The sequence below is a fragment of the Pseudomonas anguilliseptica genome (assembly GCF_021375795.1).
In the GTDB taxonomy this organism is placed as follows: Bacteria; Pseudomonadota; Gammaproteobacteria; order Pseudomonadales; family Pseudomonadaceae; genus Aquipseudomonas; species Aquipseudomonas anguilliseptica_A.
The window spans coordinates 816,751-843,633 of sequence record NZ_JAEIOI010000001.1; the positions used below are offsets into that span (position 1 = coordinate 816,751).

Genomic DNA, 26,883 nt, shown 5'->3' on the forward strand with positions numbered 1-26,883 from the left:
ATGCGCGCTTTGCTGATTTTGAGAGGCCTGTGCTGTGACCACTTCCGCTGCTGCAAATTCGCCGTTGGGCAGTCTTTATGTGGTGGCTACGCCTATTGGTAACCTGGATGACATCAGTGCGCGGGCGTTGAACATCCTGCGCAGCGTGGCACTGATTGCCGCCGAGGATACCCGGCATTCGGCGCGCCTGATGCAGCATTTTGGTATCAGTACGCCGTTGGCAGCCTGTCATGAGCATAATGAGCGTGATCAGGGTGGTCGCTTTCTGGCGCGCTTGCAGGCGGGTGAGGACGTGGCCTTGATCTCCGATGCTGGTACCCCGCTTATTTCCGATCCTGGCTATCACCTGGTGCGTCAGGCGCGCGCTGCCGGCATTGCCGTGGTGCCCGTGCCGGGTGCTTGTGCGCTGATTGCTGCGTTGTCGGCTGCGGGCTTGCCGTCGGATCGCTTTATTTTCGAAGGTTTTCTCCCGGCCAAGGCGGCAGGTCGTCGTGCGCGCCTTGAGCAAGTAAAGGAAGAGTCGCGCACGCTGATCTTCTATGAGGCGCCACACCGCATCCTTGAGTGTCTGCAGGATATGCAGGCGGTATTTGGCCATGAGCGCCCAGCGCTGCTGGCGCGCGAACTGACCAAAACCTTCGAGACGCTTAAAGGCATGCCGCTGGCTGAGCTGGCCGCCTGGGTGGCGGCGGACAGCAATCAGCAGCGCGGTGAGTGCGTGGTGCTGGTGGCGGGCTGGCAAGCGCCTGAGGGCGAGGATGCCATCAGTGCCGAGGCCATGCGCGTGTTGAATCTGCTGTTGGCGGAAATGCCGCTCAAGCGCGCGGCGGCGCTGGCTGCGGAAATCACCGGGGTGCGCAAGAACCTGCTCTATCAGGTTGCGTTGGAGCAGCAGAAAGACGTTTAAGCCTTGTCCAATGGTGCACGGGCCGTTAACCTTGCCGGCGGAGAGTCGATCGGACAGTCGCTGCCTTCGCAAGAAGGGGGAGGAAAGTCCGGGCTCCATAGGGCGGAGTGCCAGGTAATGCCTGGGGGGCGTGAGCCTACGGAAAGTGCCACAGAAAATAACCGCCTAAGCGCTTCGGTGCCGGTAAGGGTGAAAAGGTGCGGTAAGAGCGCACCGCACGGCTGGCAACAGCCCGTGGCTAGGTAAACCCCACTCGGAGCAAGACCAAATAGGGTTCCATCGGCGTGGCCCGCGCTGGAACCGGGTAGGTTGCTAAAGGCGTGCAGTGATGTACGTCGTAGAGGAATGACTGTCCTCGACAGAACCCGGCTTACAGATCGACTCTCCACCTTCCTCATTTATCCGCTTCACTGTTTCGCCTCCTTTCTAATACCGAAAAAATCTTACTCTTAACAAATCACTTTAACTTCGAAGCTCAGCTCGCTGTTTGGTCTTGTTTTTGTGCTCAAAACTTCGAGTTTTTTCTCCGTTTTGCCCCTCTCAAAGTTCGCTAAATCGCCGTTCTATAAGGATTTTTCCCGCCAAGCGTGCCTTGACGGTGGGGTGCGTGCGTTCCTATAGTGTGCGCGAGTGGTAAGAAGTGGCACAAAGTGGGTTTCTTGGGCATGGATAGCTAATAAAAAGGGGAAACGCGATCGTGTTTCGCGGAGCTAACGCCATCAGTCTCGACGCCAAAGGGCGACTCGCGATGCCAAGTCGGTATCGGGACGAGCTCGTGTCGCGTTGCGCCGGCCAGCTTATCGTCACGATTGATGCCATCGATCCTTGCCTGTGTGTCTATCCGTTGTCCGAGTGGGAGCTGATTGAAGCCAAGCTCCGTGAGCTCGCCTCCTTTCGTGAAGAAAACCGCCGTCTGCAGCGCCTGTTGATCGGTAACGCCGTTGACCTCGAGCTGGATGCCAGTGGTCGTTTCCTGGTGCCGCCGCGCCTGCGCGAGTACGCCAAGCTGGACAAGCGAGCGATGCTGGTTGGCCAACTCAATAAATTCCAACTGTGGGATGAAGATGCCTGGAATGCCGTGGCCGATGCCGATCTGGCCGCGATCAAGCAACCGGGCGCTTTGTCCGACGACCTACGTGACTTGATCCTGTGACTATGACCAGCAGCTTCCGCCATATCACCGTGCTCCTCGACGAGGCTGTCGAGGGGCTGGCTGTGCGCGCCGATGGTTGTTACCTAGATGGCACCTTCGGGCGTGGCGGGCACAGCCGGCTGATTCTGGAAAAGCTCGGGCCAGACGGTCGTTTGCTGGGGTTTGACAAAGACCCCCTGGCAATTGCGACCGGGAATGCGCTGGCGGCCGAAGACGGCCGCTTTGTCGTTGTGCAACGCAGCTTTGCCGAGCTGGCTGATGAACTGGCGCAGCGTGGTCTGGCAGGGCAGGTCAACGGCATTCTGCTTGATCTCGGCGTATCTTCGCCGCAGCTGGACGACGCCGAGCGCGGCTTCAGCTTTATGAACGACGGTCCGCTGGATATGCGCATGAACCCGGACGCCGGCATCAGTGCTGCGCAGTTCATCGCTACGGCCGCTGAAGAAGAAATCGCCCGGGTGTTCAAGGAGTACGGTGAAGAGCGCTTCGCCAAGCGTATGGCCCGTGCTGTGGTGCTACGTCGCGCCGAGCAGCCGTTCGAGCGCACGGCCGATCTGGCACAGGTACTGACTGTGGCCAACCCTGCCTGGGAAAAAGGCAAGAATCCGGCGACTCGGGCTTTCCAAGGGTTGCGTATCCACGTCAATAACGAGTTGGGTGATCTGGAGCGTGGCCTGGATGCTGCCCTGGATAATCTGGAAGTGGGCGGCCGTCTGGCGGTGATCAGCTTCCACTCGCTGGAAGATCGCATCGTCAAACTCTTTATGCGCAAGCATGCCAAGGGTGAGATGGACAAGCTGCCACGTGACCTGCCGATCATTCCGAAAGCCTTCGAGCCACGCCTGAAGTTGATCGGCAAACCGGTGTTCGCTTCTGAGGCCGAGCTTGCCGCCAACCCGCGTTCGCGCAGTGCAGTGATGCGTATTGCGGAGAAGGTGCGATGAGCGCGTTGTTCGCCAAGCCATTGCCCAGCGGCAGTCTGCTGATGCTGCTGCTGTTTCTGGCTGTGCTGGTATCGGCTGTGGGGGTTTCCTATAGCGCGCACTGGAACCGCCAGCTGCTCAATGAGCTGTATGCCGAACTCAGTGTGCGCGACAAGGCGCAGGCCGAGTGGGGCCGGCTGATTCTTGAACAAAGCACCTGGACCGCGCACAACCGCATTGAAGCCCTGGCCAGCGAGCGCCTGGGCATGCGCATTCCGGATGCCGCCGAAGTGCGCATGGTGGCACCATGATGGGTCTTGAAGGCGCACTCTACCCGTGGCGTTTCCGTCTGGTGCTGCTGTTGCTGGCGCTGATGGTCGGAGCGATTGCCTGGCGCATCGTTGACCTGCAAGTCTTTGATCAGGGCTTTCTGCAGGCGCACGGCGACGCACGCAGCGTGCGGCATATTCCGATTCCGGCGCACCGTGGCCTGATCACCGACCGTAATGGCGAGCCACTGGCGGTCAGCACTCCGGTGACCACGCTATGGGCTAATGGCAAAGAGTTGCAGCACGGTAAAGCCAAGTGGAACGAACTGGCAGCTGCTCTGGGGCAGGAGCCCAAGGCCTTCAGTGTGCGCCTGCAGGCCAATGCCGAACGCGAGTTTATGTACCTGGTGCGTGGTCTGACGCCTGAGCAGGGGCAGCGCATTCTCGATCTGAAAGTGCCGGGCGTGTATGGCATTGAAGAGTTCCGCCGCTTTTATCCTGCTGGTGAAGTGGCTGCTCATGTAGTGGGCTTTACCGACATCGACGACCGTGGCCGTGAGGGCATGGAGTTGGCCTTCGAAGACTGGCTGGCGGGTGTGCCGGGCAAGCGCCAGGTGCTCAAGGACAGGCGTGGTCGGCTGATCAAGGACGTCCAGGTTGCACAGAATGCCAAGGCCGGTAAGGCCTTGGCATTGTCGATTGACCTGCGTCTGCAATACCTGGCGCACCGCGAGCTGCGCAATGCCGTTACTGAGTTCGGCGCCAAGGCCGGCAGCCTGGTGCTGCTTGATGTGCAGACCGGCGAAGTGCTGGCCATGGTCAATCAGCCGACCTACAACCCGAACAACCGGCGCAACCTGCAACCGGCCGCCATGCGTAATCGGGCGATGATCGATGTGTTCGAGCCAGGCTCGACCGTCAAGCCATTCTCCATCGCCGCAGCCCTCGGCTCCGGCCGCTGGACCCCGGAAATGACCGTAGACACCGCGCCAGGTAGCCTGCGTATCGGCCGTTACACCATCCGTGACGTGTCGCGCGGTGGCGTGCTCAACCTGACCCAGATTCTGATGAAGTCGAGCAACGTCGGCATCAGCAAGGTGGCTTTCGATATCGGCGCCGAGCCGATTTACGCCGTGATGCAGCAAGTCGGCCTGGGGCAGGACACCGGTCTGAGTTTCCCCGGCGAGCGCGTTGGCAACCTGCCGAACTACCGCGTCTGGAAGCAGGCCGAAACCGCCACCCTGGCGTATGGCTATGGTCTGTCGGTAACCGCCGTGCAGCTGGCGCATGCCTATTCGGTACTGGCCAACCACGGCAAGAACGTTCAGCTGTCGATGGTGCGCCTGGATCGCCAACCCGTCTCGACCCAGGTGATCGACCAGCAGATCGCCAAGACCGTGCTTGGCATGCTCCAGGCCGTGGTCGAAGAGCCAGGCGGCGGCGGTGCACGGGCCAAGGTGCCCGGCTACCACGTCGGCGGCAAGAGCGGTACGGCACGTAAAGCTGCCACTGGCAGCAAGGGCTATGTCGACAAGGCTTATCGCTCGTTCTTCGCCGGTGTCGCACCCATCGACAACCCACGTATTGCTGCCGTGATCATGATCGACGAGCCAAGCGAAGGTGGTTATTACGGCGGCCTGGTTTCCGCTCCGGTATTCGGCAAGGTCATGTCCGGCGCCCTGCGCCTGATGAACGTGGCCCCGGATAACCTGCCGGCGCCTGAAGCTGCGAAGGTCGAAACCGCCGCTGCCGCACCCGTTAAAGGAGGGCGTATCTGATGCCCATGCCCCTTAATCAGCTGTTGCCGGAAGCCGCCAGCTCAACCCTGATTCGCGAACTGACCCTGGACAGCCGCAAGGTGCGCCCGGGCGACCTGTTTCTGGCCGTGCCAGGCACCCAGCAGGATGGTCGCGTGCATATCGCTGATGCGGTTGCCCGTGGTGCCGCTGCCGTGGCCTATGAGGCGGAAGGCGCTGCCGTGATGACCGCGCATAGCGCGGAACTGGTTGCACTCAAAGGCCTGGCGCAGCAACTGTCGGCAATTGCCGGGCGCTTCTATGGCGAGCCGAGCCGTGGCCTGCACCTGATCGGTATCACCGGCACCAATGGCAAAACCAGCGTCAGCCAGTTGTTGGCCCAGGCCCTGGATCTGCTTGGCGAGCGCTGCGGCATCGTTGGCACCCTGGGTAATGGCTTCTACGGTGCACTGGAACAAGGTCGCCACACTACCCCGGACCCGATTGGTGTGCAGGCCACCCTGGCTGACATGAAAAACGCCGGTGCGCGCGCCGTGGCCATGGAAGTCTCGTCCCACGGTCTGCATCAGGGTCGCGTGGCTGCCTTGGCATTTGATGTGGCGGTGCTGACCAACCTGTCGCGCGACCATCTGGATTACCACGGTTCGATGCAGGCCTACGCTGAAGCGAAGGCCGCGTTGTTCGCCTGGTCGGGCCTGCGTTGCCGGGTGCTCAACCTGGACGATGCCTTTGGTCGTGAACTGGCGGCTGCCGAGCATGATTCCCGGCTGATCAGCTACAGCCTGCACGATGCCGAAGCCTACCTGTATTGCCGCGACGCACAGTTCGACGAGCAGGGCGTGCGCGCCACGCTGGTCACTCCACGTGGCGAAGGCAGCCTGCGCAGCTCGCTGCTCGGGCGCTTTAACCTGAGCAACCTGCTGGCAGTGGTCGGCGCGCTGCTCGGCCTGGATTACCCGCTGGATGAAATTCTCCAAGTGCTGCCGCAGCTGCAGGGCCCTATTGGTCGTATGCAGCGGTTGGGTGGCGGCAAGCAGCCGTTGGTGGTGGTGGATTACGCACACACGCCGGATGCCCTGGAAAAAGTCCTCGAAGCGCTGCGCCCGCACGTCAAAGGCCGCCTGCTGTGCCTGTTCGGCTGTGGTGGCGACCGTGACAACGGTAAGCGTCCGCTGATGGCTGCGGTGGTTGAGCGTCTGGCCGATGCGGTGCTGGTCACCGATGACAACCCGCGCACCGAGGCACCTGCACAGATTTTCAGTGATATCCGTGCCGGCTTCGTCACTCCGGAGTCCGTGCAGTTTGTGCATGGCCGTGGCCAAGCGATTGCTCAGCTGATAGCCGCTGCTAGTGCCGATGATGTGCTGGTACTGGCCGGCAAGGGCCATGAGGACTATCAGGAAATCAACGGCGTGCGTCAGCCGTTCTCCGATCTGGTTGAGGCAACAAAAGCTTTGGCGGCATGGGAGGTGGCGCATGCTTAAGGCGCTGCGGTTGAGCGAAGTGGCTGGCCCATTGAGTGCCAAGGTGATTGGTGCCGATGTGGCATTCAGTGCAGTTAGCAGCGACAGCCGGGCGATTCAGCCAGGCCAGCTGTTCGTCGCCCTGGCCGGCCCGCGTTTCGATGGTCATGACTACCTGGCTGACGTCGCCAGCAAAGGTGCTGTGGCGGCGCTGGTCGAGCGTGAAGTCGTCGGTGCAGCGCTGCCGCAACTGCTGGTCGCTGATACCCGTCTGGCCCTTGGCCAATTGGGCGCACTCAATCGTCAGGCGTTCAACGCGCCTGTGGTGGCGATTACCGGTTCCAGCGGCAAGACCACAGTCAAGGAAATGCTCGCCAGCATCCTGCGTGAAGGTCTGCAAGGTCCTGTGCTGGCCACCCGTGGCAACCTGAATAACGACCTCGGCGCACCGCTGACTTTGCTGGAGCTGGCTCCTGAACATGTTGCCGGGGTGATCGAGTTGGGTGCCAACCATGTCGGCGAGATTGCCTACACCGTCAGCCTGACCCAGCCACAGGTGGCCGTACTGAATAACGCCGGCACCGCGCATGTTGGCGAATTCGGCGGCCCTGAGAAAATTGTTGAGGCCAAGGGCGAGATCCTCGAAGGCCTGAGCGAAAGCGGTGTGGCCGTGCTCAACCTTGATGACCGGGCCTTTGCCATTTGGCAGCAGCGTGCCAAAGGACGCCGCGTCAGCAGTTTCGCCCTGGTTAATCCTGCGGCTGATGTCTACGCCAGCGAATTGGCCCGCGACGCCCGTGGCTGCTCGGCCTTTACCCTGCATTGCGCCAGCGGCCAGGCGCGCATCCAGCTCAATCTGCTCGGTGAGCACAATGTCGCCAATGCCCTGGCCGCTGCCGCCGCTGCTTTGGCGTTGGGCATTGAGCCTGTAGCCATCAAAGTCGGGCTGGAAAATCTGCAACCGGTCAAGGGGCGCGCTGTTGCGCAGATCACGCCGAACGGCCTGCGCGTGATTGACGACAGTTACAACGCCAACCCGACTTCGGTGTGCGCCGCTATCGATATCCTTGCTGGTTTCCCTGGTCGCCGCGTGCTGGTGCTAGGGGATATCGGCGAGCTGGGCGCCTGGGCCGAACAGGGCCATCGCCAGGTCGGCAGCTATGCGCTGGGTAAGGTCGATGCGGTGTATGCCGTCGGCCCGCTGATGGCTTTTGCTATTGAAGAATTCGGCACACAGGGTCGGCACTTTGCCGATCAGGCCAGCCTGATCGACGCGCTGCTCGCCGAACAAAGCGGCGAGCAGGGCGACACCACTGTTCTTATTAAAGGTTCACGCAGCGCGGCGATGGAAAAAGTCGTAGCGGCGCTGTGTGGCACATCCGGGGAGATTCACTAATGCTGCTGCTGCTGGCGGAATACCTGCAACAGTTCCACAAGGGTTTCGCAGTGTTTCAGTACCTGACACTGCGCGGGATCCTCGGCGTACTCACGGCGCTGGCATTATCGCTGTGGCTCGGTCCGTGGATGATCCGCACTCTGCAGATCCGCCAGATCGGCCAGGCGGTGCGTAACGACGGCCCTCAGTCGCACCTGTCGAAAAAAGGCACACCAACCATGGGCGGTGCGCTGATTCTGTCGGCCATCGCCGTCAGCACCCTGCTCTGGGCTGACCTGTCTAACCGTTATGTCTGGGTGGTGCTGGCTGTCACGCTGCTGTTTGGTGCCATCGGTTGGGTCGACGACTACCGCAAGGTGATCGAGAAAAACTCGCGGGGCCTGCCAAGCCGCTGGAAATACTTCTGGCAGTCGGTGTTCGGTCTGGGCGCGGCATTCTTCCTTTATATGACCGCACAGAGCCCGGTGGAAACCACCCTGATCCTGCCGATGATCAAGGACTTCGGTCTGGAGCTGGGCCTGGGTTTTGTGGTGCTGACCTACTTTGTGATCGTCGGCTCGAGCAACGCGGTCAACCTTACTGACGGCCTTGATGGCCTGGCCATTCTGCCGACGGTGATGGTTGGCGGTGCGCTGGGGATCTTCTGTTACCTGTCGGGTAACGTGAATTTCGCTGAATACCTGTTTATCCCTTATGTGCCGGGTGCGGGCGAGCTGATCGTGTTCTGCGCAGCACTGGTCGGTGCTGGCTTGGGCTTTCTCTGGTTCAACACCTACCCGGCCCAGGTATTCATGGGGGACGTAGGCGCACTGGCACTGGGTGCGGCTCTGGGCACCATCGCGGTGATCGTGCGCCAGGAAGTGGTGCTGTTCATCATGGGCGGCATCTTCGTGGTGGAAACCCTGTCGGTGATCATCCAGGTCGCCAGCTTCAAGCTGACCGGCAAGCGCGTGTTCCGCATGGCGCCGATCCATCACCACTTTGAACTGAAAGGCTGGCCTGAGCCGCGCGTGATTGTGCGCTTCTGGATCATCACCGTGATTCTGGTGCTGATCGGCCTTGCCACCCTGAAGCTGCGTTGAGGAAAGCATGAGCCTGATTGCGTCTGACCACTTCCGCATCGTTGTCGGCCTCGGCAAGAGCGGCATGTCTCTGGTGCGTTTCCTCGCACGCCAGGGCCTGCCGTTTGCCGTGGTTGACACCCGTGCCAACCCGCCGGAGCTCGCCACCTTGCGTGAGCAGTTCCCGCAGGTGGAAGTGCGTTGTGGCGAACTGGATGTGGAGTTCCTTTGCCGCGCTAGCGAGCTGCTGGTCAGCCCTGGCCTGGCTATCGCGACCCCGGCGTTGCAGGCCGCCGCTGCCCGTGGCGTGAAACTGTCGGGTGACATTGACCTGTTTGCCCGTTATGCCAAAGCACCGATCGTCGCCATCACCGGCTCCAACGCCAAGAGCACTGTGACCACTCTGGTCGGTGAAATGGCTGCCGCAGCCGGCAAGAAGGTTGCTGTGGGCGGTAACCTCGGTACCCCGGCGCTGGACCTGCTGAATGATGAGGTCGAGCTGTACGTCATGGAGCTGTCGAGCTTCCAGCTGGAAACCACCGATCAGCTGAATGCCGAGGTGGCGACCTGCCTGAATATCAGCGAAGACCATATGGATCGCTACGCCGATCTGCCGGCTTATCACCTGGCCAAGCACCGCATCTTTCGTGGCGCGCGCCAGGTGGTGGTCAACCGCGATGACGCACTGTCGCGTCCGCTGGTGGCCGATCAGCTGCCCTGTTGGTATTTCGGTTTGGGCAAGCCGGACTTCAAGCGCTTTGGTCTGCTTGAGGAGAACGGCGAGAAGCACCTGGCCTATCAGTTCGACACCTTACTGCCGGTGCGTGAGCTGAAGATCCGTGGCGCGCACAACCAGTCCAACGCCCTGGCGGCGCTGGCGCTGGGTCATGCCGTGGGCCTGCCGATGGACGCCATGCTGGCTACTCTGCGTGAGTTCGCGGGTCTACCGCATCGCTGCCAGTGGGTCGGTGAGCGCAATGCGGTGAGCTACTACGACGACTCCAAGGCTACCAACGTCGGGGCTGCACTGGCTGCCATCGAAGGCCTGGGCGCGGATATCAGCGGCAAGCTGGTGCTGATCGCCGGTGGTGATGGCAAGGGTGCGGATTTCTCGGCGCTAAAAGCACCTGTCGGCAAGTTCTGCCGCGCCGTGGTGCTGCTGGGTCGCGATGCCGAGTTGCTCGCCAGTGCCCTGGGTGATGCTGCGCCGCTGATCCGGGTGAAAACCCTGGAGGAAGCCGTGCAGCGCGCTGCCGAGCTTGCCGAGTCGGGCGATGCCGTGCTGCTGTCGCCAGCGTGCGCCAGCCTGGACATGTTCAAGAATTTCGAAGAACGCGGACGTTTGTTCGCCCAGGCCGTGGAGGGTTTGCGCTGATGCTTGCCCGCCTGCTCGCCGCCCCTTCGCCGCTGCATACCCGTCGTGGGATCGATATTGATTTCCCGCTGCTGGCCGGCTGCCTGGCGCTGCTGGGGCTGGGTCTGGTGATGATTGCTTCGGCGTCCTCAGAAGTGGCCGCGGCACAGTCGGGCAACCCGCTGTATCACATGATCCGCCACCTGGTTTATCTGGCGCTGGGCACGGGTGCGGCGTTGGTCACCCTGCTGGTGCCAATGTCGTTGTGGCAGCGTTACAGCGGCACGCTGCTGTTGGTGGCCGTCGTACTGCTGATTCTGGTGTTGCTGCCGGGGATTGGCCGTGAGGTCAATGGGGCCAAGCGCTGGATCGGTTTTGGCATCTTTAACCTGCAGCCATCCGAACTGGCCAAGCTGTTCAGTGTGATGTTCATTGCGGCCTATCTGGTGCGTCGCCAGGAAGAGGTGCGCGAGAAACTCACCGGCTTTATCAAACCGATGCTGGTGCTGGGGCCGATTGCTGCACTGTTGCTGGCCGAGCCGGATTTCGGTGCCACCGTGGTACTGGTCGGTGCGGCCATCGCCATGCTGTTCCTCGGTGGGGTCAACCTGCTGCGCTTTATTCCGCTGGCCGCTGGCGTACTGGGGCTGGGCGTGCTGGTGATGACCAGTCAAGCCTATCGCCTGCAACGCCTGACCAACTTCGTCGACCCCTGGGCGGATCAATACGGCGCCGGTTACCAGTTGAGCCAGGCGCTGATCGCCTTTGGTCGTGGCGAATGGTTCGGTGTCGGTCTGGGCAACAGCGTGCAGAAGCAGTTCTATCTGCCGGAAGCGCATACCGATTTCGTGTTTGCCGTGCTGGCCGAAGAGCTGGGCATGGTCGGCGCGCTGATCACTGTCGGCCTGTTTGTCTTCGTCAGCGTGCGCGCCCTGTATATCGGCCTGTGGGCCGAGAAAGCCAAGCAGTTTTTCTCCGCCTATGTGGCCTACGGCCTGGCGTTTCTGTGGATCGGCCAGGTGTTGATCAATATTGGGGTGAACATCGGCCTGTTGCCGACCAAGGGTCTGACCCTGCCATTCCTCAGCTACGGCGGCAGCTCGCTGGTGATCTGCTGCATCAGCCTGGCGCTGTTGCTGCGCATCGAGTGGGAACGCCGTACTCAGCTGGGCAGCGAGGATGTCGACTTCAGCGAAGCCGATTTCTTCGACGGCCAGGCTGCCGAGGAGGTTCGCCATGCGCGGTAATGTACTGATCATGGCCGGCGGTACCGGCGGTCACGTGTTCCCGGCGCTGGCCTGTGCTCGCGAGTTCAAGGCGCGCGGTTACAGCGTGCACTGGCTGGGCACACCGCGTGGGATCGAGAATGAGCTGGTGCCGGCGGCCGGTCTGCCGCTGCATCTGATTGACGTCACGGGCCTGCGCGGCAAAGGCAAGTTGTCGCTGCTGAAAGCGCCGTTCCAGCTGATCAAGGCACTGTTCCAGGCGCGCAAGGTGATGCGCGAGCTGCAACCTGTGTGCGTGCTGGGTATGGGCGGCTATGTCACCGGCCCCGGCGGCCTGGCCGCACGCATGACTGGCGCACCGCTGATCATCCACGAACAGAACGCCGTGGCCGGCACCGCCAATCGCAGCCTGGTGCCATTTGCCAGCCGCGTCTGCGAGGCCTTCCCGAATACCTTCCGTGCCAGCGACAAGCGCCGCACCACCGGCAACCCGGTGCGTGAAGAGCTGTTCCTGGAGACCCCGCGTGATTCGCTGCGCAGTCGCCGCCCGCGTTTGCTGGTGCTGGGCGGCAGTCTGGGGGCCGAGCCGCTGAACAAGCTGCTGCCCGAAGCCCTGGCACTGGTGGCCGCCGAGCTGCGCCCTGAAGTGTTCCATCAGGCCGGCAAGCAACATGACGCGATCACCACTGAACGCTATGCCTCCGTTGGCGTCGAAGCGACCGTTGCGCCATTTATCAAGGACATGGCGCGGGCTTACGCCTGGGCTGATCTGGTGGTGTGCCGCTCCGGTGCGTTGACCGTAAGCGAGCTGGCCGCCGCCGGCCTGCCAGCGTTTCTGCTGCCGCTGCCGCACGCGATCGACGACCACCAGACCCGCAATGCCGATTATCTGGCCAGTGCCGGCGCTGCCGTACTGCTGCCACAACGTTCCACTGACGCCGCCACGCTGGCCGCGCAGCTGACCGAGGTTTTGATGCACCCCGAACGCCTGAATGAAATGGGCCAGACCGCACGTCGACTGGCCAAGCCCGATGCAACCTGCACCGTTGTCGATATCTGCCTGGAGGTGGCCCGTGGCTAAGTCTCCCGCCGCTGCACGCTCGGAAATCCGCCGTATGCGCCGCATCCGCCGCATCCACTTTGTTGGCATCGGCGGCGCCGGCATGTGCGGTATCGCCGAAGTGCTGCTCAACCTCGGCTATGAAGTGTCCGGCTCCGACCTCAAGTCCTCGGCCGTGACCGAGCGTCTGGAAAGCTTCGGTGCGCAAATCTTTATCGGCCATCGCGCGGAGAACGCCGAACAGGCCGACGTGCTGGTGGTGTCCAGCGCGGTGAATACCAGCAACCCGGAAGTGGCCACTGCACTGGAGCGTCGTATCCCCGTAGTGCCGCGCGCCGAGATGCTTGCCGAGCTGATGCGCTATCGCCACGGCATTGCCGTGGCCGGCACACACGGCAAGACCACCACCACCAGCCTGCTGGCTTCGGTATTCGCCGCCGGCGGCCTGGACCCGACGTTCGTGATCGGTGGTCGGCTGAATGCTGCGGGCACCAATGCCCAATTGGGCAGCAGCCGTTACCTGATCGCTGAGGCCGATGAGAGCGACGCCAGCTTCCTGCACCTGCAGCCGATGGTCTCGGTGGTCACCAATATCGACATGGACCACATGAGCACCTATGGCGGTGACTTCAACAAGTTGAAGAAAACCTTCATCGAGTTCCTCCACAACCTGCCGTTCTACGGTCTGGCAGTACTTTGTGTGGATGACCCGATCGTGCGTGAAATCCTGCCGCAGGTGGCACGTCCGACCGTGACCTACGGCTTCGATGAGGGTGCCGACGTCCGTGCGATCAACGTGCGTCAGCAGGGCATGCAAACCTTCTTCACCGTGTTGCGCCGCGACCGCGAGCCGCTGGACGTCTCGGTGAACATGCCGGGCAACCACAACGTACTCAACGCCCTGGCGACCATTGCCATCGCCAGCGACGAGGGCATCAGCGATGACGCCATCGTCCAGGGCCTGTCGCAGTTCCAGGGTGTCGGTCGGCGCTTCCAGGTCTACGGCGAGCTGCCGGTGGACGGTGGCAGCGTGATGCTGGTCGACGACTATGGCCACCACCCGCGTGAAGTGGCAGCAGTGATCAAGGCTGTGCGCGGCGGCTGGCCGGAGCGCCGCCTGGTGATGGTTTACCAGCCGCACCGTTTCAGCCGTACCCGCGACCTGTACGACGATTTCGTTCAGGTGCTCGGCGATGCCCAGGTGTTGCTGCTGATGGAAGTCTACCCGGCCGGTGAAGCGCCGATTCCCGGGGCGGACAGCCGCAACCTGTGCCACAGCATTCGTCAGCGCGGCCAGCTCGATCCGATCTATATCGAACGCGGCGTGGACCTCGCGCCCATCGTCAAGCCGCTGCTGCGTGCGGGCGACATTCTTCTCTGCCAAGGCGCCGGCGATATCGGCGGCCTGGCTCCGCAACTGTTGCAAAGCCCGCTGTTCGCAGCGGCCGAAGGTAAGTCGAAATGAGTGCTGCCAGTCTGCAATCACAATATCCGGTCAGCGCCTTTGGGCGTGTGGCTGTACTGTTCGGCGGCAAGAGCGCCGAGCGTGAAGTTTCGCTGAAATCCGGCAATGCCGTGCTGCAAGCGCTGCTGGCTGCTGGCGTGGATGCGTTCGGTATCGATGCAGGCGATGACCTGCTGCAGCGCCTGACTGCCGAGAGAATCGACCGTGCCTTTATCGTGCTGCACGGCCGTGGCGGTGAAGACGGTTCGATGCAGGGATTGCTTGAGTGTGCCGGAATTCCTTACACCGGCAGCGGCATCCTGGCTTCGGCCCTGGCCATGGACAAGCTGCGCACCAAGCGCGTGTGGCTGAGCCTTGGCCTGCCAACACCGGCTCACGCCGCGCTGGCCAGTGAAGCCGACTGCCATGCAGCCGCTGCCGAGCTGGGTTTCCCGCTGTTCGTAAAGCCGGCCCATGAGGGTTCGAGCATCGGCATGGCCAAAGTCAGTGATGTCGATGCCCTGATTGCTGCCTGGAAAGATGCCAGCCGCTACGACTCGCAGGTACTGGTTGAGCAGATGATTGCCGGTCCCGAGTTCACCATCGCCATGCTGCGTGGTCAGGTGCTGCCACCGATTGCCCTGGGCACACCGCACAGCTTCTACGACTACGACGCCAAGTACCTGGCCAATGACACCCAGTACCGCATCCCGTGCGGCCTCTCGGTGGAGAAGGAAGCCGAGCTGAAAGACCTCACCGCGCGCGCCTGTGAAGCGGTCGGCACCCAGGGCTGGGCCCGTGCCGACGTGATGCAGGACGCCGATGGCAAGTTCTGGCTGCTGGAAGTCAACACCGTACCTGGCATGACCGACCACAGCCTGGTGCCGATGGCAGCCCGTGCTGCTGGCCTGGATTTTCAACAGTTGGTGTTGGCGATTCTGGCCGACAGCCTTGAGGCGAGGGGTTAAGTCATGACGGCTACTCTGCGTCACCAGCCAGGCTCGAACCGCGCCCCCGTGCGCGGCAAGCCTGCGCAGCGCGGCGCCAGCCGTTTGGTGGCGAAAGAGCCGATCAGCCTGCGGGTGAGCCTGCCGAAGACCAACTTTGCCTGGCTCAAGCGCCTGACCTGGCCGCTGCTGTTGCTTGGTCTGGGTTATGGCACCTACGAGTTGTCGTTGCGTGCGCTGCCCTATGCCGATCAGCCGATTGCGCGGATCAGCGTTGAGGGCGACCTCAGCTACGTCAACCAGCAGGCCGTGCAGCAGCGCATTGCGCCCTATGCCAACGCCAGCTTCTTCAAGGTTGATCTGCTCAGCCTGCGTCGCGAGCTGGAGCTGATGCCGTGGATCGCCAGCGCCCAGGTGCGCCGCGTGTGGCCGGATCAGTTGGTGGTGCGTTTGGAAGAGCAACTGCCGATTGCCCGTTGGGGCGATGAGGCACTGCTGAACAATCAGGGCGAGGCGTTTGCCCCGCAGGAAGTCAGCAATTATCAGCACCTGCCGCAGCTGTACGGCCCACGCCGTGCCCAGCAGCAGGTGATGCAGCAATACCAGGTGCTCAGCCAGATGCTGCGGCCCATGGGCTTTTCCGTGGCGCGCCTAGAGCTGCGTGAACGCGGTAGCTGGTTCCTCTCCACCGGGCAGGGCATCGAGTTGCTGCTGGGACGTGATCATGTGGTGGAAAAAATGCGCCGCTTCTCGGCCATCTACAACAAGGCCTTGAAAGAGCAACAAACGAATATTGCGCGTATCGATCTGCGTTATGCCAACGGCCTGGCCGTGGCCTGGCGCGAGCCGGTAGCGCCCGCAGCGGCAACCACCGCTGTCGTGCAGTGAATCAGGAGAAGACAAGAGCCATGGCAAACGTGCAGAGCGGCAAGATGATCGTCGGCCTCGACATTGGCACCTCCAAGGTGGTGGCGTTGGTCGGTGAAGTAAATGCGGACGGCCAACTGGAAATCGTCGGCATCGGCACTCATCCGTCGCGTGGTTTGAAGAAGGGCGTGGTGGTGAATATCGAATCCACCGTGCAGTCGATTCAGCGCGCCGTGGAAGAAGCCCAGCTGATGGCCGGTTGCCGTATCCACTCGGCTTTCGTCGGTGTGGCCGGCAACCATATCCGCAGCCTCAACAGCCACGGCATCGTCGCCATCCGTGATCGTGAAGTCAGTCCGGCCGACCTTGAGCGTGTACTGGATGCCGCCCAGGCCGTGGCCATCCCAGCGGACCAGCGTGTGCTGCACACCCTGCCGCAGGATTACGTGATCGATAACCAGGAAGGCGTACGTGAGCCGCTGGGTATGTCCGGCGTGCGTCTGGAGGCCAAGGTGCACGTGGTGACCTGTGCGGTGAACGCGGCGCAGAACATCGAGAAGTGCGTGCGTCGCTGCGGCCTGGAAGTCGACGACATCATCCTTGAGCAACTGGCCTCGGCCTATGCCGTGCTGACCGACGACGAGAAAGAGCTGGGCGTGTGCCTGGTCGATATCGGCGGCGGCACCACGGACATCTGCATCTTCACCGAAGGCGCGATCCGCCACACCGCGGTAATCCCGATTGCTGGCGACCAGGTCACCAACGACATCGCCATGGCGCTGCGTACACCGACCCAATATGCCGAAGAGATCAAGATTCGGTATGCTTGCGCGCTGGCCAAACTGGCCGGTGCCGGCGAAACCATCAAGGTGCCGAGCGTCGGTGATCGTCCGCCGCGCGACCTCTCGCGTCAGTCCCTGGCCGAAGTGGTCGAGCCGCGCTACGACGAACTGTTCACCCTGATTCAGGCCGAACTGCGCCGCAGCGGCTACGAGGATCTGATTCCGGCCGGGATCGTCCTCACTGGCGGCACAGCGAAGATGGAAGGAGCCGTCGAGCTGGCCGAAGAAATTTTCCATATGCCGGTACGCCTGGGCGTGCCGCAAGGTGTCAAAGGATTGGCCGACGTAGTGCGCAACCCCATCTATTCCACAGGTGTAGGCCTGCTGCTGTACGGACTGCAAAAGCAGGCCGACGGCATCTCCATGTCTGCACTTGGCAGCTACAGCGATGAACCCAAACAACCTGTGCTGGAACGGCTGAAACGCTGGGTCCAGGGCAATTTCTGATTTTGCAGTAGGCGTTACAAAACTAGAAAGTAAAAAGGAGAGGGAAAATGTTCGAACTCGTAGACAGCGCTCCAGCAAGTGCAGTTATCAAGGTGATCGGCGTGGGCGGTGGCGGCGGCAACGCAGTCAACCACATGGCGAAGAACAACATCGAAGGCGTCGAGTTTATCTGCGCCAACACCGATGCTCAGGCTCTGAAAAACATCGGCGCACGTACCGTACTGCAACTGGGTACTGCGGTGACCAAAGGCCTGGGCGCCGGTGCCAATCCTGAAGTCGGCCGTCAGGCGGCCATGGAAGACCGCGAGCGTATCGCTGAGGTGCTGGCCGGCACCGACATGGTCTTCATCACCACCGGCATGGGCGGCGGTACCGGTACCGGTGCGGCCCCTGTTATCGCTCAGGTGGCCAAGGAGATGGGCATCCTCACCGTCGCGGTGGTAACCCGTCCGTTCCCGTTCGAAGGCAAGAAGCGCATGACCATTGCCGAAGAAGGTATTCGCGCGCTGTCGGAAAGTGTCGACTCGCTGATCACCATTCCGAACGAAAAACTGCTGACCATTCTCGGCAAAGACGCCAGCCTGCTGTCGGCTTTCGCCAAGGCTGACGATGTACTGGCCGGTGCCGTGCGCGGTATCTCCGACATCATCAAGCGTCCAGGCATGATCAACGTCGACTTCGCCGACGTGAAAACCGTGATGAGCGAAATGGGCATGGCGATGATGGGCACTGGCTGCGCCAGCGGTCCGAACCGTGCACGTGAAGCCACCGAAGCTGCCATTCGCAACCCGCTGCTGGAAGACGTCAACCTGCAAGGCGCGCGCGGCATTCTGGTGAACATCACCGCCGGTCCTGACCTGTCCCTGGGTGAGTACTCCGACGTGGGTAACATCATCGAGCAGTTCGCCTCCGAGCACGCCACCGTCAAGGTCGGCACCGTGATCGATCCGGACATGCGCGACGAGCTGCACGTGACTGTGGTTGCCACCGGTCTGGGTGCGCGTATCGAGAAGCCGGTCAAGGTTATCGATAATACTGTGCAAGTTTCTGCCAGCACTGGCGGCAACGCCGCAGCCCCGGCGCGTGCCGAGCAAAGCGTCAATTACAAGGACTACGAGCGCCCGACCGTTCAGCGTCAAAGCCACAGTGGCGCGGCCACTGCAGCCAAGCTGAACCCACAGGATGACCTGGATTACCTGGACATCCCGGCGTTTCTGCGTCGTCAGGCTGATTGATGAAATGTATCAGGAGTATTGGGGTGATTGGTGTTCAGCAAAGGCCGGTTCTGCTATCATCGCCGGCCATTGTTGAAAACAATTCGCAACTAGTGCTATAGCGGCCAAAGCCATGATCAGACAACGCACCCTGAAGAACATTATCCGCGCCACCGGCGTCGGCCTGCATTCCGGGGAGAAGGTATACCTGACCCTGAAGCCGGCACCTGTGGACACCGGTATCGTGTTCCGTCGTACCGACCTCGACCCTATCGTGGAAATTCCCGCGCGAGCAGGCAATGTCGGTGAAACCACCATGTCGACCACGCTGGTCAATGGTGATGTCAAGGTGGATACGGTAGAGCACCTGCTTTCGGCCATGGCTGGCCTGGGCATCGATAACGCCTACGTCGAGCTCTCCGCGTCCGAAGTGCCGATCATGGATGGCAGTGCGGGTCCCTTTGTATTCCTGATTCAATCGGCGGGCCTGCAAGAGCAGGAAGCCCACAAGAAGTTCATCCGCATTCTTCGTGAGGTCACGGTAGTAGAGGGCGACAAGCGCGCCACCTTCGTGCCTTTCGAGGGATTCAAGGTGACCTTCGAGATCGATTTCGATCACCCGGTCTTCCGCAATCGCACCCAGTCGGCCAGTGTTGACTTCTCCAGCACCTCGTTTGTGAAGGAAGTCAGCCGTGCGCGTACGTTTGGTTTTATGCGTGACATCGAGTTCCTGCGTTCGCAGAACCTGGCACTCGGCGGCAGCGTGGACAATGCCATCGTGGTAGACGAGTTCCGCGTGTTGAACGAAGACGGCCTGCGGTATGAGGACGAGTTCGTCAAACACAAGATTCTCGATGCGATCGGTGACCTCTACCTACTGGGCAACAGCCTGATCGGTGAGTTCAAGGGCTTCAAATCGGGGCATGCGCTGAACAATCGCCTGCTGCGTACCCTGATCGAGCAGACCGATTCGTGGGAAGTTGTCACCTTCGATGATCCCAACACCGCGCCAATCTCTTACATGCGCCCGGTTGCGGCCGTGTAACGCAACACCCTCCTTCTTTCTTTACTTTCAAAGGTCACCCTCGGGTGGCCTTTTTTATGCCCGAGTATTGGCCAGTTTGAAGGTCTACTGCTCGCTTTGGCGATGCTTGGCCAGGCGCTCAAGGGCGGCGCGTAGCTTGGGATCGCTGATGCTATCGGCGGTCGCCTGGATGTTTTCCGCGGCGCTGTCGGAGAGGCTGATTGTGCGACCCGCAGCACGCCTTTCGGCAGTCGGAGGTTGCACCTTGAACAGAATCTTCGTTAAGGTCGCGAACTCTTCGAGTGCCTGCAGTTGTTTCAACAAGCGTTTTTGTTGATAGCGCAGGCGCGTGGCCCAGTGGCCATCGGTGATGATCAGCAGCAGGCAACCCTCGCGCCATGACGCTACGTGGCAGTGTTCGCGAGCCGCCGGCTGCAGCTGGCTTTCCACCAGGTGCTGCAGACGATCAATGCGTTGCGCTTGATTGAACAGTGCCTTCAGGGGTTTCGCTTCGCGCAATAACGCGGCGGGAGCTTTGGCCGGCAAAGGACGAAAAGTCATGGCAGGACGCCTGAAAAAGTGAAGCCGCCATGGTAGCAGAATCGCTGTTGCCGACTGACGCTTCACCACGAGGGGAAGGCCGTGCAGATTATCTTACTCAGTCGGCACCACGGTGCTGCGCGTTCGCTTAGCCTGGACTTGCGGTGGCTGTTGTTGGCGTTCGTCCTGTCCCTGGCGGCCGCGTTGGGCGGCGGGGTTGCTGTGGGTGCCTGGTGGGCACCGGCGACCGTAGCGGTGCATGACGACACACAACTCAATCAGGTGCTTGATCAGCAGCGTGCCGAAGTCGGCGAGGTGCGGCGCGATGCTCAGCGTCAACTGGATGCCTTCGCGGTACACGTGGCCGAATTGCAGGCCCGTCTGACCCGTCTGGATGCTTTGGGTGCGCGGCTCACCGAGCTGGCAGATCTGGATGCCAGTGAGTTCGACTTCTCCCTCAACGTGGGCCAGGGTGGTGCCGAGGATGCGCTGGGTGACGCGGCCTATGCGCCACCACCGTTCATGGATGAGCTGGATCAACTCAGCCTGCGTCTGGACAGCCGCGAGCAGCTGCTGGAGGTGCTTGAGCAACTGATCGGCGAGCGCCAGTTGAACGAGGCCGAGTACCTGTCCGGCATGCCGGTGCGTCATGGATACATGTCTTCGCCCTTTGGCCGGCGCGTGCACCCGCTGACCGGGCGCAACACCCAGCACAAGGGCGTCGATTTTGCCGCCAAACCGGGTAGTGATGTGGTGGCAGTGGCCGCAGGCGTGGTGAGTTTTTCCGGTAATCGCTCCGGTTACGGACATACCGTGGAAATCAGTCATGCCGATGGTTACACCACGCTATACGCGCACAATCAGAGCAATCTGGTGCAAATCGGTGACCTGGTACAGCGCGGGCAGACCATTGCGCGGGTCGGCCGTAGTGGTCGCGCCAGTGGCTACCATGTGCATTTCGAGGTCAGCAAGAAGGGGCGTCTGGTCAATCCAGCCAGCTATATCGCCCGCGTGAGCGACGTCGAATAACGTAGCTTTCCTCATTCGCATTTCCGAGTAGAATGCCCGCTTCGCACGCAGCCATGAAGGCTGTATGGGGCGCTGTTCGGTGCCCCTCAATCCATACGCCTGGAAGATCCTGTCGATATGTTTGCGCCTTTGTTGAAGAAACTCTTTGGAAGCAAGAACGAGCGTGAAGTCAAACGCATGCTCAAGGCGGTTCAGGCCGTCAATGCCTTCGAGGAGCAGATGCTTGCTTTGTCCGATGAGCAATTGCGTGCCAAGACGGCGGAGTTCAAAGCCCGTCTGGCCAAAGGCGAAACTCTTGACCAACTGCTGGCCGAAGCCTTCGCTGTAGCCCGTGAAGCGGGCAAGCGGGTGATGGGCATGCGTCACTTCGACGTGCAGCTGATCGGCGGCATGACCCTGCACGAAGGCAAGATCGCCGAGATGCGTACCGGTGAGGGTAAGACCCTGGTGGCGACCCTGGCGGTGTACCTCAATGCACTGTCCGGCAAGGGCGTGCACGTGGTGACGGTCAACGACTACCTGGCCCGCCGCGACGCTAACTGGATGCGTCCGCTGTATGAATTCCTCGGCCTTTCGGTGGGTATTGTTACTCCGTTTATGCCGCCGGAAGAAAAACGCAGTGCTTATGCGGCCGATATTACCTACGGTACCAACAACGAATTCGGTTTCGATTACCTGCGCGACAACATGGCCTTCAGCCTGGAAGAAAAATTCCAGCGCGAGCTGAATTTCGCCGTAATCGACGAAGTTGACTCCATTCTGATCGACGAAGCGCGCACCCCGCTGATTATCTCCGGCCAGGCTGAAGACAGCTCGCGCCTCTACACCGAGATCAACAAGCTGATCCCGCGCCTCAAGCTGCACATCGAGGAAGAAGAGGGCGTGGTGACTCAGGAAGGTCACTACAAGGTTGACGAGAAATCCCGTCAGGTCGAGTTGAACGAAGCCGGTCACCAGTACGTTGAGGAAATGCTCACCGAAGTTGGCCTGCTGGCCGAAGGCGAGAGCCTCTATTCGGCGCACAACCTAGGCCTGCTGAGTCACGTGTATTCGGGCCTGCGTGCGCACAAACTGTTCCACCGCAACGTCGAATACATCGTGCAGAACAACCAGGTGCTGCTGATTGACGAACACACCGGCCGTACCATGCCGGGTCGTCGTCTGTCCGAGGGCCTGCATCAGGCCATCGAAGCCAAAGAAGGCCTGCCGATCCAGGCTGAGAGCCAGACCCTGGCCTCGACCACCTTCCAGAACTACTTCCGCCTCTACACCAAACTGTCCGGCATGACCGGTACAGCGGATACCGAAGCGTTCGAGTTCCATCAGATCTACGGTCTGGCGGTGATCGTGATCCCGACCAACCGTGCCCTGGCGCGCAAGGACTTCAACGACCTGGTCTACCTGACCGCGGACGAGAAGTACGCCGCCATCGTCACCGACATCAAGGAAAGCATGGCCCTGGGCCGTCCGGTGCTGGTCGGTACGGCCACCATCGAAACCTCCGAGCACATGTCCAAGCTGCTCAATCAGGAAGGCATCGAGCACAAGGTGCTCAACGCCAAGTTCCATGAGAAGGAAGCCGAGATCATTGCACAGGCCGGTCGCCCGGGTGCGCTGACCATTGCCACCAACATGGCCGGTCGTGGTACCGACATCCTGCTGGGCGGTAACTGGGAAGTCGAAGTGGCCAACCTGGAAAACGCCACACCTGAGCAGATTGCGCAGATCAAGGCCGATTGGCAGAAGCGTCATCAGCAGGTGATCGAAGCCGGTGGTCTGCACGTGATTGCCTCCGAGCGTCATGAGTCGCGCCGTATCGACAACCAGCTGCGTGGCCGTGCCGGCCGTCAGGGTGACCCGGGCTCCAGCCGCTTCTACCTGTCGCTGGAAGACAACCTTATGCGCATCTTCGCCTCCGATCGGGTGAAGAACTTCATGAAGGCCCTAGGCATGCAGTCCGGTGAGGCCATCGAACACCGCATGGTCAGCAACGCCATCGAGAAGGCCCAGCGCAAGGTCGAGGGCCGCAACTTCGACATGCGTAAGCAACTGCTCGAATTCGACGACGTGGCCAACGAGCAGCGCAAGGTGATCTATCACATGCGCAACACGCTGCTGGCGGCCGACAACATTGGCGAAACCATCGCCGATTTCCGCCGCGAAGTGCTGGATAACACCATCAATGAGCACATTGCGCCGCAGTCGCTGCCTGAGCAGTGGGACATTGCCGGCCTGGAAGATGCCCTGTACAGCGGCTTCAACCTGCGTCTGCCGGTTCAGCAGTGGCTCGACGAAGACGACAAGCTGTACGAGGAAACCCTGCGCGAGCGCATCCTCGACGAGTTGCTCAAGGCTTATAACGAGAAAGAAAACGAAGCCAGCGCCGAAGCCCTGCGTACCTTCGAGAAGCAGATTCTGCTGCGCGTGCTGGACGACCTGTGGAAAGACCACCTGTCGACCATGGACCACCTGCGTCACGGTATCCACCTGCGTGGTTATGCGCAGAAGAACCCCAAACAGGAATACAAGCGCGAGTCCTTCACCCTGTTCCAGGAGCTGCTGGAGTCGATCAAGCGCGACACCATCCGTGTCTTGTCGCATGTGCAGGTGCGCCGCGAAGATCCGGCCGAAGAAGAAGCCCGTCTGCGCCGCGAAGCCGAAGCGTTGGCCGAACGTATGCAGTTCCAGCATGCCGAGGCTTCGGCCCTGCTGCCGGAAGCCAGCGAGGAAGAGGGTGACCTGGCGGTGGCTACCGCACCCGTTCGCACCGAGCCGAAGATCGGCCGTAACGAGCCGTGCCCGTGCGGTTCCGGCAAGAAGTACAAGCACTGCCACGGTCAGGTCAACTAAGCCTGTCGTGTACCGAGGGTTGAGCCGACAGTGACGTTGGCTATGCTTGACCCCGCTTGATTAACGCCGCGAACGGTCTGGCCGCTCGCGGCGTTTTACCATCGCATTCAGATGTATTACCGCCTTAAGGAGCGTTCGCTATGGCTGTTGGTCTTGGCCCGTTGTCTACCCTGCACCCAGTTCCAGGTTTCGAATTGGGCATCGCTTCGGCGGGCATCAAGCGTCCAGGGCGCAAGGATGTGGTGGTGATGCGCTGCGCCGAAGGCTCCACCGTAGCCGGGGTGTTCACCCTCAATGCGTTCTGCGCCGCACCGGTGATTCTGGCCAAGAAGCGTGTTCAGGGCGGCGTGCGTTACCTGCTGACCAACACTGGTAATGCCAACGCCGGCACCGGCGAGCCGGGCCTTGCCAATGCTACGCGTACCTGCGCGGCGCTGGCCAAACTGACCGGCGTGGACGAGGGCGCGGTACTGCCGTTCTCCACCGGGGTGATCGGCGAGCCGCTGCCGGTCGAGAAGATCGAAGGCGCTCTGCAGGCCGCGCTCGATGACCTGGACGAAAACCACTGGGCCGAAGCCGCCACCGGCATCATGACCACCGACACCCTGCCTAAAGGCGCCAGCCGCCAGTTCCAGTACGATGGCGTGACCGTTACCGTGACCGGCATCAGCAAGGGTGCCGGGATGATCCGGCCGAACATGGCGACCATGCTCGGCTACATTGCCACCGACGCCAAGGTGGCGCGCAGCGTGCTGCAGGACCTGGTGCGCGACGCAGCGAACAAGTCGTTCAACCGCATCACCATCGACGGCGACACCTCGACCAACGATTGCTGCATGCTGATTGCCACCGGCCAGGCCAAACTGCCGGAAATCAGCGAAGCCAGCGGTGAGCTGTTCGCCAAGCTCAAGCAGGCGGTGCTTGAGGTATTCATGGAGGTGGCGCAAGCCATCGTGCGTGATGGTGAAGGTGCGACCAAGTTCGTGACCGTGCAGGTCAACGGTGGTGGCACGCATCAGGAGTGCCTGGATGTGGCCTATGCCGTGGCGCATTCGCCGCTGATCAAGACCGCGCTGTTCGCTTCCGACCCGAACTGGGGGCGCATCCTCGCCGCCGTTGGTTACGCCGGCGTGGCGCAGCTGGACGTGAGCAAGATCGACGTGTTCCTCGGTGAAGTGTGCATCGCCAGCAAGGGCTGCCGTGCGGCCAGCTATACCGAAGAGCAGGGCGCTGCGGTGATGGCCCGTGAGGAAATCACTATCCGCATCGAACTGGGCCGCGGCGCGTGCAGTGAGACTATCTGGACCACCGACCTGTCCCACGAGTACGTGAAGATCAACGCCGAATACCGTACCTGATCGGCCGCGTCCCAGCTGTTTGATGGCCTGCATTCCCGTTGCTCATGCCCCCATGAGCAACGGGAATTTGCTATTGCGCCAGTCGCCTTTTAAGGTCATTCGACCTTCCCGCATCGAGTACAGCCCATGTCACTTACTCTGGTTATTGGCGATAAAACCTATTCGTCCTGGTCGCTGCGCGCGGCGCTGGCCCTGGAGTTGACCGGCGAGTCCTATACCGAACAGCTGATAACCCTGAACCGGCCTGATACTCGTGCGCTGATTTTGCAGCACTCGCCGAGCGGCAAGGTGCCGTTGCTGCTCAGTGATGATGGGGCGATCTGGGATTCGCTGGCGATTGCCGAGTACCTGGCCGAGTGTTTCCCTGCCGCTCAGTTGTGGCCAGCGGCACGCGACGCGCGCGCGTTGGCACGCAGTGCCTGCGCGGAAATGCACAGTGGCTTTGTCGCGTTGCGCAGCCACTTGCCGATGGACCTCAAGCGTAACCAGGCGCTGACTGAAATCCCGGCCGATGCGCTGGCCGATATCCAGCGTATCTGCGCCCTGTGGGCCGAGTGCCGGCAGCGCTTTGGCCAGGGTGGCGGCTTTCTGTTTGGTCAGGCCAGCCTGGCGGATGCCTTTTTTGCTCCGGTCGCCACGCGTTTACGCAGTTATCAAGTGGCGCTGCCGGCTGGCGCCAGTGCCTATGTCGAAACGATTTATCAGTGGCCGGCGTTTCAGCGCTGGTACCACGCTGCCCAGGAGGAACATCTGGCGTGAAACGTATTCATGTAGCCGCAGCGGTGATTCGCGGTGTCGACGGGCAGATTCTGCTCGCCAAGCGTCCTGATGATAAGCATCAGGGCGGCCTGTGGGAGTTTCCCGGCGGTAAGGTCGAGGCCGCTGAAACGGTGCAGGCTGCCTTGGCCCGCGAGCTGGAGGAGGAGCTGGGTATTCGTCCCAGCGCTGCACGGCCGTTGATTCAGGTGCGCCACGATTACCCGGACAAGCAGGTGCTGCTGGATGTCTGGGAGGTTTCGGCGTTTAGCGGTGAGCCGCATGGTGCCGAGGGTCAGCCGCTGGCCTGGGTCAGCCCGCGGGAACTGGGCGACTATGAGTTTCCGGCGGCCAACCGGCCTATCGTGGCGGCAGCGCGCCTGCCTGAGCGTTACCTGATCACCCCGGAAGGGTTGAGTGGGCCTGAGTTGCTGCGCGGTATTCAGGCTGCGCTGAAGAGCGGCATCCGCCTGTTGCAGCTGCGTGCGCCAGCGATGTTCGATGCGCAGTACCGCGACTTGGCTGTGGATGCCCTCGGTCTCTGTGCAGGCAAGGCGCAACTGATGCTCAAAGGGCCGCTGGAGTGGCTGGGCGACTTTCCCGCTGCCGGTTGGCACCTGACGGCGCAACAGTTGCGCGAGTTGAGTGCGGCAGGGCGGCCGTTTCCGCCACAGCGCTGGCTGGCAGCGTCCTGCCACTCGGCGCAGGAGCTGGAGCTGGCCACGCAAATGGGCGTGGATTTCATCACCCTGTCACCGGTGCAAGCCACTCAAACCCATCCCAATGCGCAGCCGCTGGGTTGGGCGCAGGTAACCGAGTTGTTGCAGGGGTTCAATCAGCCGGCTTACCTGCTCGGTGGTGTGACCCCGGCCGATGTGGAGCGCGCCTGGCAGGCGGGGGCTCAGGGCGTGGCCGGGATTCGCGCGTTCTGGCCGCAGTAGCTGCCGGTGCAGGGCAAAGGGCGTTATAGTCGCGCCCTTAAATGGTGCGTGACGG

23 protein-coding genes and 1 other RNA gene are annotated in these 26,883 nt (G+C 61.6%); 23 read left to right on the forward strand and 1 reads right to left on the reverse strand.

Going from position 1 to position 26,883, the window contains the following annotated elements:
- Positions 1–64: 64 nt before the first annotated feature.
- The 18 genes from rsmI to lpxC all read left to right on the forward strand — a co-directional run bounded on the left by rsmI (position 65) and on the right by lpxC (position 19,375).
- Positions 65–907, forward strand: a complete 843-nt coding sequence (rsmI, locus tag IOD17_RS03760) for a 16S rRNA (cytidine(1402)-2'-O)-methyltransferase (protein ID WP_233684507.1) — start codon at positions 65–67, stop codon at positions 905–907.
- 41 nt (positions 908–948) lie between these two features.
- An RNA gene (gene rnpB / locus IOD17_RS03765) (RNase P RNA component class A) lies at positions 949–1,296 on the forward strand.
- 308 nt (positions 1,297–1,604) lie between these two features.
- The gene (gene mraZ, locus IOD17_RS03770; protein ID WP_090249128.1) at positions 1,605–2,060 is read left to right on the forward strand and encodes a division/cell wall cluster transcriptional repressor MraZ; all 456 of its coding nucleotides are present in this window, start codon (positions 1,605–1,607) and stop codon (positions 2,058–2,060) included.
- Positions 2,061–2,062: 2 nt separating this feature from the next.
- The gene (rsmH, locus tag IOD17_RS03775; protein WP_233683755.1) at positions 2,063–3,004 is read left to right on the forward strand and encodes a 16S rRNA (cytosine(1402)-N(4))-methyltransferase RsmH; all 942 of its coding nucleotides are present in this window, start codon (positions 2,063–2,065) and stop codon (positions 3,002–3,004) included.
- On the forward strand, positions 3,001–3,294 hold the full coding sequence (ftsL, locus tag IOD17_RS03780; RefSeq protein WP_233683756.1) for a cell division protein FtsL: 294 nt from the start codon (positions 3,001–3,003) through the stop codon (positions 3,292–3,294). The genes rsmH and ftsL overlap by 4 nt, the downstream gene beginning before the upstream one ends.
- The gene (locus IOD17_RS03785; RefSeq protein WP_418904247.1) at positions 3,291–5,030 is read left to right on the forward strand and encodes a peptidoglycan D,D-transpeptidase FtsI family protein; all 1,740 of its coding nucleotides are present in this window, start codon (positions 3,291–3,293) and stop codon (positions 5,028–5,030) included. Before ftsL ends, IOD17_RS03785 begins: the two co-directional genes overlap by 4 nt.
- The gene (locus IOD17_RS03790) at positions 5,030–6,493 is read left to right on the forward strand and encodes a UDP-N-acetylmuramoyl-L-alanyl-D-glutamate--2,6-diaminopimelate ligase (protein ID WP_233683757.1); all 1,464 of its coding nucleotides are present in this window, start codon (positions 5,030–5,032) and stop codon (positions 6,491–6,493) included. Before IOD17_RS03785 ends, IOD17_RS03790 begins: the two co-directional genes overlap by 1 nt.
- A complete protein-coding gene (locus tag IOD17_RS03795) occupies positions 6,486–7,868 on the forward strand; it encodes a UDP-N-acetylmuramoyl-tripeptide--D-alanyl-D-alanine ligase (RefSeq protein ID WP_233683758.1) in 1,383 nt (460 codons plus the stop codon). Before IOD17_RS03790 ends, IOD17_RS03795 begins: the two co-directional genes overlap by 8 nt.
- Entirely contained in the window at positions 7,868–8,950 is a 1,083-nt protein-coding gene (gene mraY / locus IOD17_RS03800; protein ID WP_233683759.1) for a phospho-N-acetylmuramoyl-pentapeptide-transferase, read from the forward strand. The genes IOD17_RS03795 and mraY overlap by 1 nt, the downstream gene beginning before the upstream one ends.
- Positions 8,951–8,957: 7 nt before the next feature.
- Positions 8,958–10,304 (forward strand): UDP-N-acetylmuramoyl-L-alanine--D-glutamate ligase, encoded by a 1,347-nt coding sequence (murD, locus tag IOD17_RS03805; RefSeq protein WP_233683760.1) that lies wholly within the window; start codon positions 8,958–8,960, stop codon positions 10,302–10,304.
- Positions 10,304–11,530 carry a putative lipid II flippase FtsW gene (ftsW, locus tag IOD17_RS03810; RefSeq protein ID WP_233683761.1) on the forward strand — a complete coding sequence of 409 codons (1,227 nt, stop codon included), beginning with the start codon at positions 10,304–10,306 and terminating at the stop codon, positions 11,528–11,530. The genes murD and ftsW overlap by 1 nt, the downstream gene beginning before the upstream one ends.
- Positions 11,520–12,590 (forward strand): undecaprenyldiphospho-muramoylpentapeptide beta-N-acetylglucosaminyltransferase, encoded by a 1,071-nt coding sequence (gene murG / locus IOD17_RS03815; RefSeq protein ID WP_233683762.1) that lies wholly within the window; start codon positions 11,520–11,522, stop codon positions 12,588–12,590. Before ftsW ends, murG begins: the two co-directional genes overlap by 11 nt.
- Before the next feature lie 34 nt (positions 12,591–12,624).
- Positions 12,625–14,034, forward strand: a complete 1,410-nt coding sequence (gene murC / locus IOD17_RS03820) for a UDP-N-acetylmuramate--L-alanine ligase (protein ID WP_233684509.1) — start codon at positions 12,625–12,627, stop codon at positions 14,032–14,034.
- Positions 14,031–14,981 (forward strand): D-alanine--D-alanine ligase, encoded by a 951-nt coding sequence (locus IOD17_RS03825; protein WP_233683763.1) that lies wholly within the window; start codon positions 14,031–14,033, stop codon positions 14,979–14,981. The genes murC and IOD17_RS03825 overlap by 4 nt, the downstream gene beginning before the upstream one ends.
- Before the next feature lie 3 nt (positions 14,982–14,984).
- Complete coding sequence (locus IOD17_RS03830) at positions 14,985–15,848, forward strand: cell division protein FtsQ/DivIB (RefSeq protein WP_233683764.1); 864 nt, start codon at positions 14,985–14,987, stop codon at positions 15,846–15,848.
- Positions 15,849–15,868: 20 nt separating this feature from the next.
- Positions 15,869–17,116 (forward strand): cell division protein FtsA, encoded by a 1,248-nt coding sequence (ftsA, locus tag IOD17_RS03835; RefSeq protein ID WP_090251236.1) that lies wholly within the window; start codon positions 15,869–15,871, stop codon positions 17,114–17,116.
- Between the two features lie 47 nt (positions 17,117–17,163).
- Positions 17,164–18,351 carry a cell division protein FtsZ gene (gene ftsZ, locus IOD17_RS03840; RefSeq protein ID WP_233683765.1) on the forward strand — a complete coding sequence of 396 codons (1,188 nt, stop codon included), beginning with the start codon at positions 17,164–17,166 and terminating at the stop codon, positions 18,349–18,351.
- Positions 18,352–18,463: 112 nt separating this feature from the next.
- Positions 18,464–19,375 (forward strand): UDP-3-O-acyl-N-acetylglucosamine deacetylase, encoded by a 912-nt coding sequence (gene lpxC, locus IOD17_RS03845; RefSeq protein ID WP_233683766.1) that lies wholly within the window; start codon positions 18,464–18,466, stop codon positions 19,373–19,375.
- A gap of 84 nt (positions 19,376–19,459) precedes the next feature.
- On the opposite strand, the gene IOD17_RS03850 is transcribed toward lpxC, so the two are convergent.
- Entirely contained in the window at positions 19,460–19,915 is a 456-nt protein-coding gene (locus IOD17_RS03850; RefSeq protein ID WP_233683767.1) for a DUF721 domain-containing protein, read from the reverse strand.
- 81 nt (positions 19,916–19,996) lie between these two features.
- Here IOD17_RS03850 and IOD17_RS03855 point away from each other — a divergent pair, with 81 nt between their 5' ends.
- The 5 genes from IOD17_RS03855 to IOD17_RS03875 all read left to right on the forward strand — a co-directional run bounded on the left by IOD17_RS03855 (position 19,997) and on the right by IOD17_RS03875 (position 26,828).
- Positions 19,997–20,923 carry a M23 family metallopeptidase gene (locus IOD17_RS03855; protein ID WP_233683768.1) on the forward strand — a complete coding sequence of 309 codons (927 nt, stop codon included), beginning with the start codon at positions 19,997–19,999 and terminating at the stop codon, positions 20,921–20,923.
- 117 nt (positions 20,924–21,040) lie between these two features.
- Positions 21,041–23,773 (forward strand): preprotein translocase subunit SecA, encoded by a 2,733-nt coding sequence (secA, locus tag IOD17_RS03860; protein WP_233683769.1) that lies wholly within the window; start codon positions 21,041–21,043, stop codon positions 23,771–23,773.
- A gap of 140 nt (positions 23,774–23,913) precedes the next feature.
- Positions 23,914–25,131, forward strand: a complete 1,218-nt coding sequence (gene argJ / locus IOD17_RS03865; protein ID WP_233683770.1) for a bifunctional glutamate N-acetyltransferase/amino-acid acetyltransferase ArgJ — start codon at positions 23,914–23,916, stop codon at positions 25,129–25,131.
- A gap of 126 nt (positions 25,132–25,257) precedes the next feature.
- Positions 25,258–25,890, forward strand: a complete 633-nt coding sequence (locus tag IOD17_RS03870; protein WP_233683771.1) for a glutathione S-transferase family protein — start codon at positions 25,258–25,260, stop codon at positions 25,888–25,890.
- Positions 25,887–26,828 carry a Nudix family hydrolase gene (locus IOD17_RS03875; protein WP_233683772.1) on the forward strand — a complete coding sequence of 314 codons (942 nt, stop codon included), beginning with the start codon at positions 25,887–25,889 and terminating at the stop codon, positions 26,826–26,828. The genes IOD17_RS03870 and IOD17_RS03875 overlap by 4 nt, the downstream gene beginning before the upstream one ends.
- Positions 26,829–26,883 lie beyond the last annotated feature (55 nt).

What these genes read in the sequence shown, in the direction of transcription:
- rsmH (WP_233683755.1), top strand. Translation starts at nt 2,063, where the DNA reads ATGACCAGCAGCTTCCGCCATATCACCGTGCTCCTCGACGAGGCTGTC.
- ftsL (WP_233683756.1), top strand. Translation starts at nt 3,001, where the DNA reads ATGAGCGCGTTGTTCGCCAAGCCATTGCCCAGCGGCAGTCTGCTGATG.
- IOD17_RS03785 (WP_418904247.1), top strand. Translation starts at nt 3,291, where the DNA reads ATGATGGGTCTTGAAGGCGCACTCTACCCGTGGCGTTTCCGTCTGGTG.
- IOD17_RS03790 (WP_233683757.1), top strand. Translation starts at nt 5,030, where the DNA reads ATGCCCATGCCCCTTAATCAGCTGTTGCCGGAAGCCGCCAGCTCAACC.
- IOD17_RS03795 (WP_233683758.1), top strand. Translation starts at nt 6,486, where the DNA reads ATGCTTAAGGCGCTGCGGTTGAGCGAAGTGGCTGGCCCATTGAGTGCC.
- mraY (WP_233683759.1), top strand. Translation starts at nt 7,868, where the DNA reads ATGCTGCTGCTGCTGGCGGAATACCTGCAACAGTTCCACAAGGGTTTC.
- murD (WP_233683760.1), top strand. Translation starts at nt 8,958, where the DNA reads ATGAGCCTGATTGCGTCTGACCACTTCCGCATCGTTGTCGGCCTCGGC.
- ftsW (WP_233683761.1), top strand. Translation starts at nt 10,304, where the DNA reads ATGCTTGCCCGCCTGCTCGCCGCCCCTTCGCCGCTGCATACCCGTCGT.
- murG (WP_233683762.1), top strand. Translation starts at nt 11,520, where the DNA reads ATGCGCGGTAATGTACTGATCATGGCCGGCGGTACCGGCGGTCACGTG.
- murC (WP_233684509.1), top strand. Translation starts at nt 12,625, where the DNA reads ATGCGCCGCATCCGCCGCATCCACTTTGTTGGCATCGGCGGCGCCGGC.
- IOD17_RS03825 (WP_233683763.1), top strand. Translation starts at nt 14,031, where the DNA reads ATGAGTGCTGCCAGTCTGCAATCACAATATCCGGTCAGCGCCTTTGGG.
- IOD17_RS03830 (WP_233683764.1), top strand. Translation starts at nt 14,985, where the DNA reads ATGACGGCTACTCTGCGTCACCAGCCAGGCTCGAACCGCGCCCCCGTG.
- ftsA (WP_090251236.1), top strand. Translation starts at nt 15,869, where the DNA reads ATGGCAAACGTGCAGAGCGGCAAGATGATCGTCGGCCTCGACATTGGC.
- ftsZ (WP_233683765.1), top strand. Translation starts at nt 17,164, where the DNA reads ATGTTCGAACTCGTAGACAGCGCTCCAGCAAGTGCAGTTATCAAGGTG.
- lpxC (WP_233683766.1), top strand. Translation starts at nt 18,464, where the DNA reads ATGATCAGACAACGCACCCTGAAGAACATTATCCGCGCCACCGGCGTC.
- IOD17_RS03850 (WP_233683767.1), bottom strand. Translation starts at nt 19,915, where the DNA reads ATGACTTTTCGTCCTTTGCCGGCCAAAGCTCCCGCCGCGTTATTGCGC.
- secA (WP_233683769.1), top strand. Translation starts at nt 21,041, where the DNA reads ATGTTTGCGCCTTTGTTGAAGAAACTCTTTGGAAGCAAGAACGAGCGT.
- argJ (WP_233683770.1), top strand. Translation starts at nt 23,914, where the DNA reads ATGGCTGTTGGTCTTGGCCCGTTGTCTACCCTGCACCCAGTTCCAGGT.
- IOD17_RS03870 (WP_233683771.1), top strand. Translation starts at nt 25,258, where the DNA reads ATGTCACTTACTCTGGTTATTGGCGATAAAACCTATTCGTCCTGGTCG.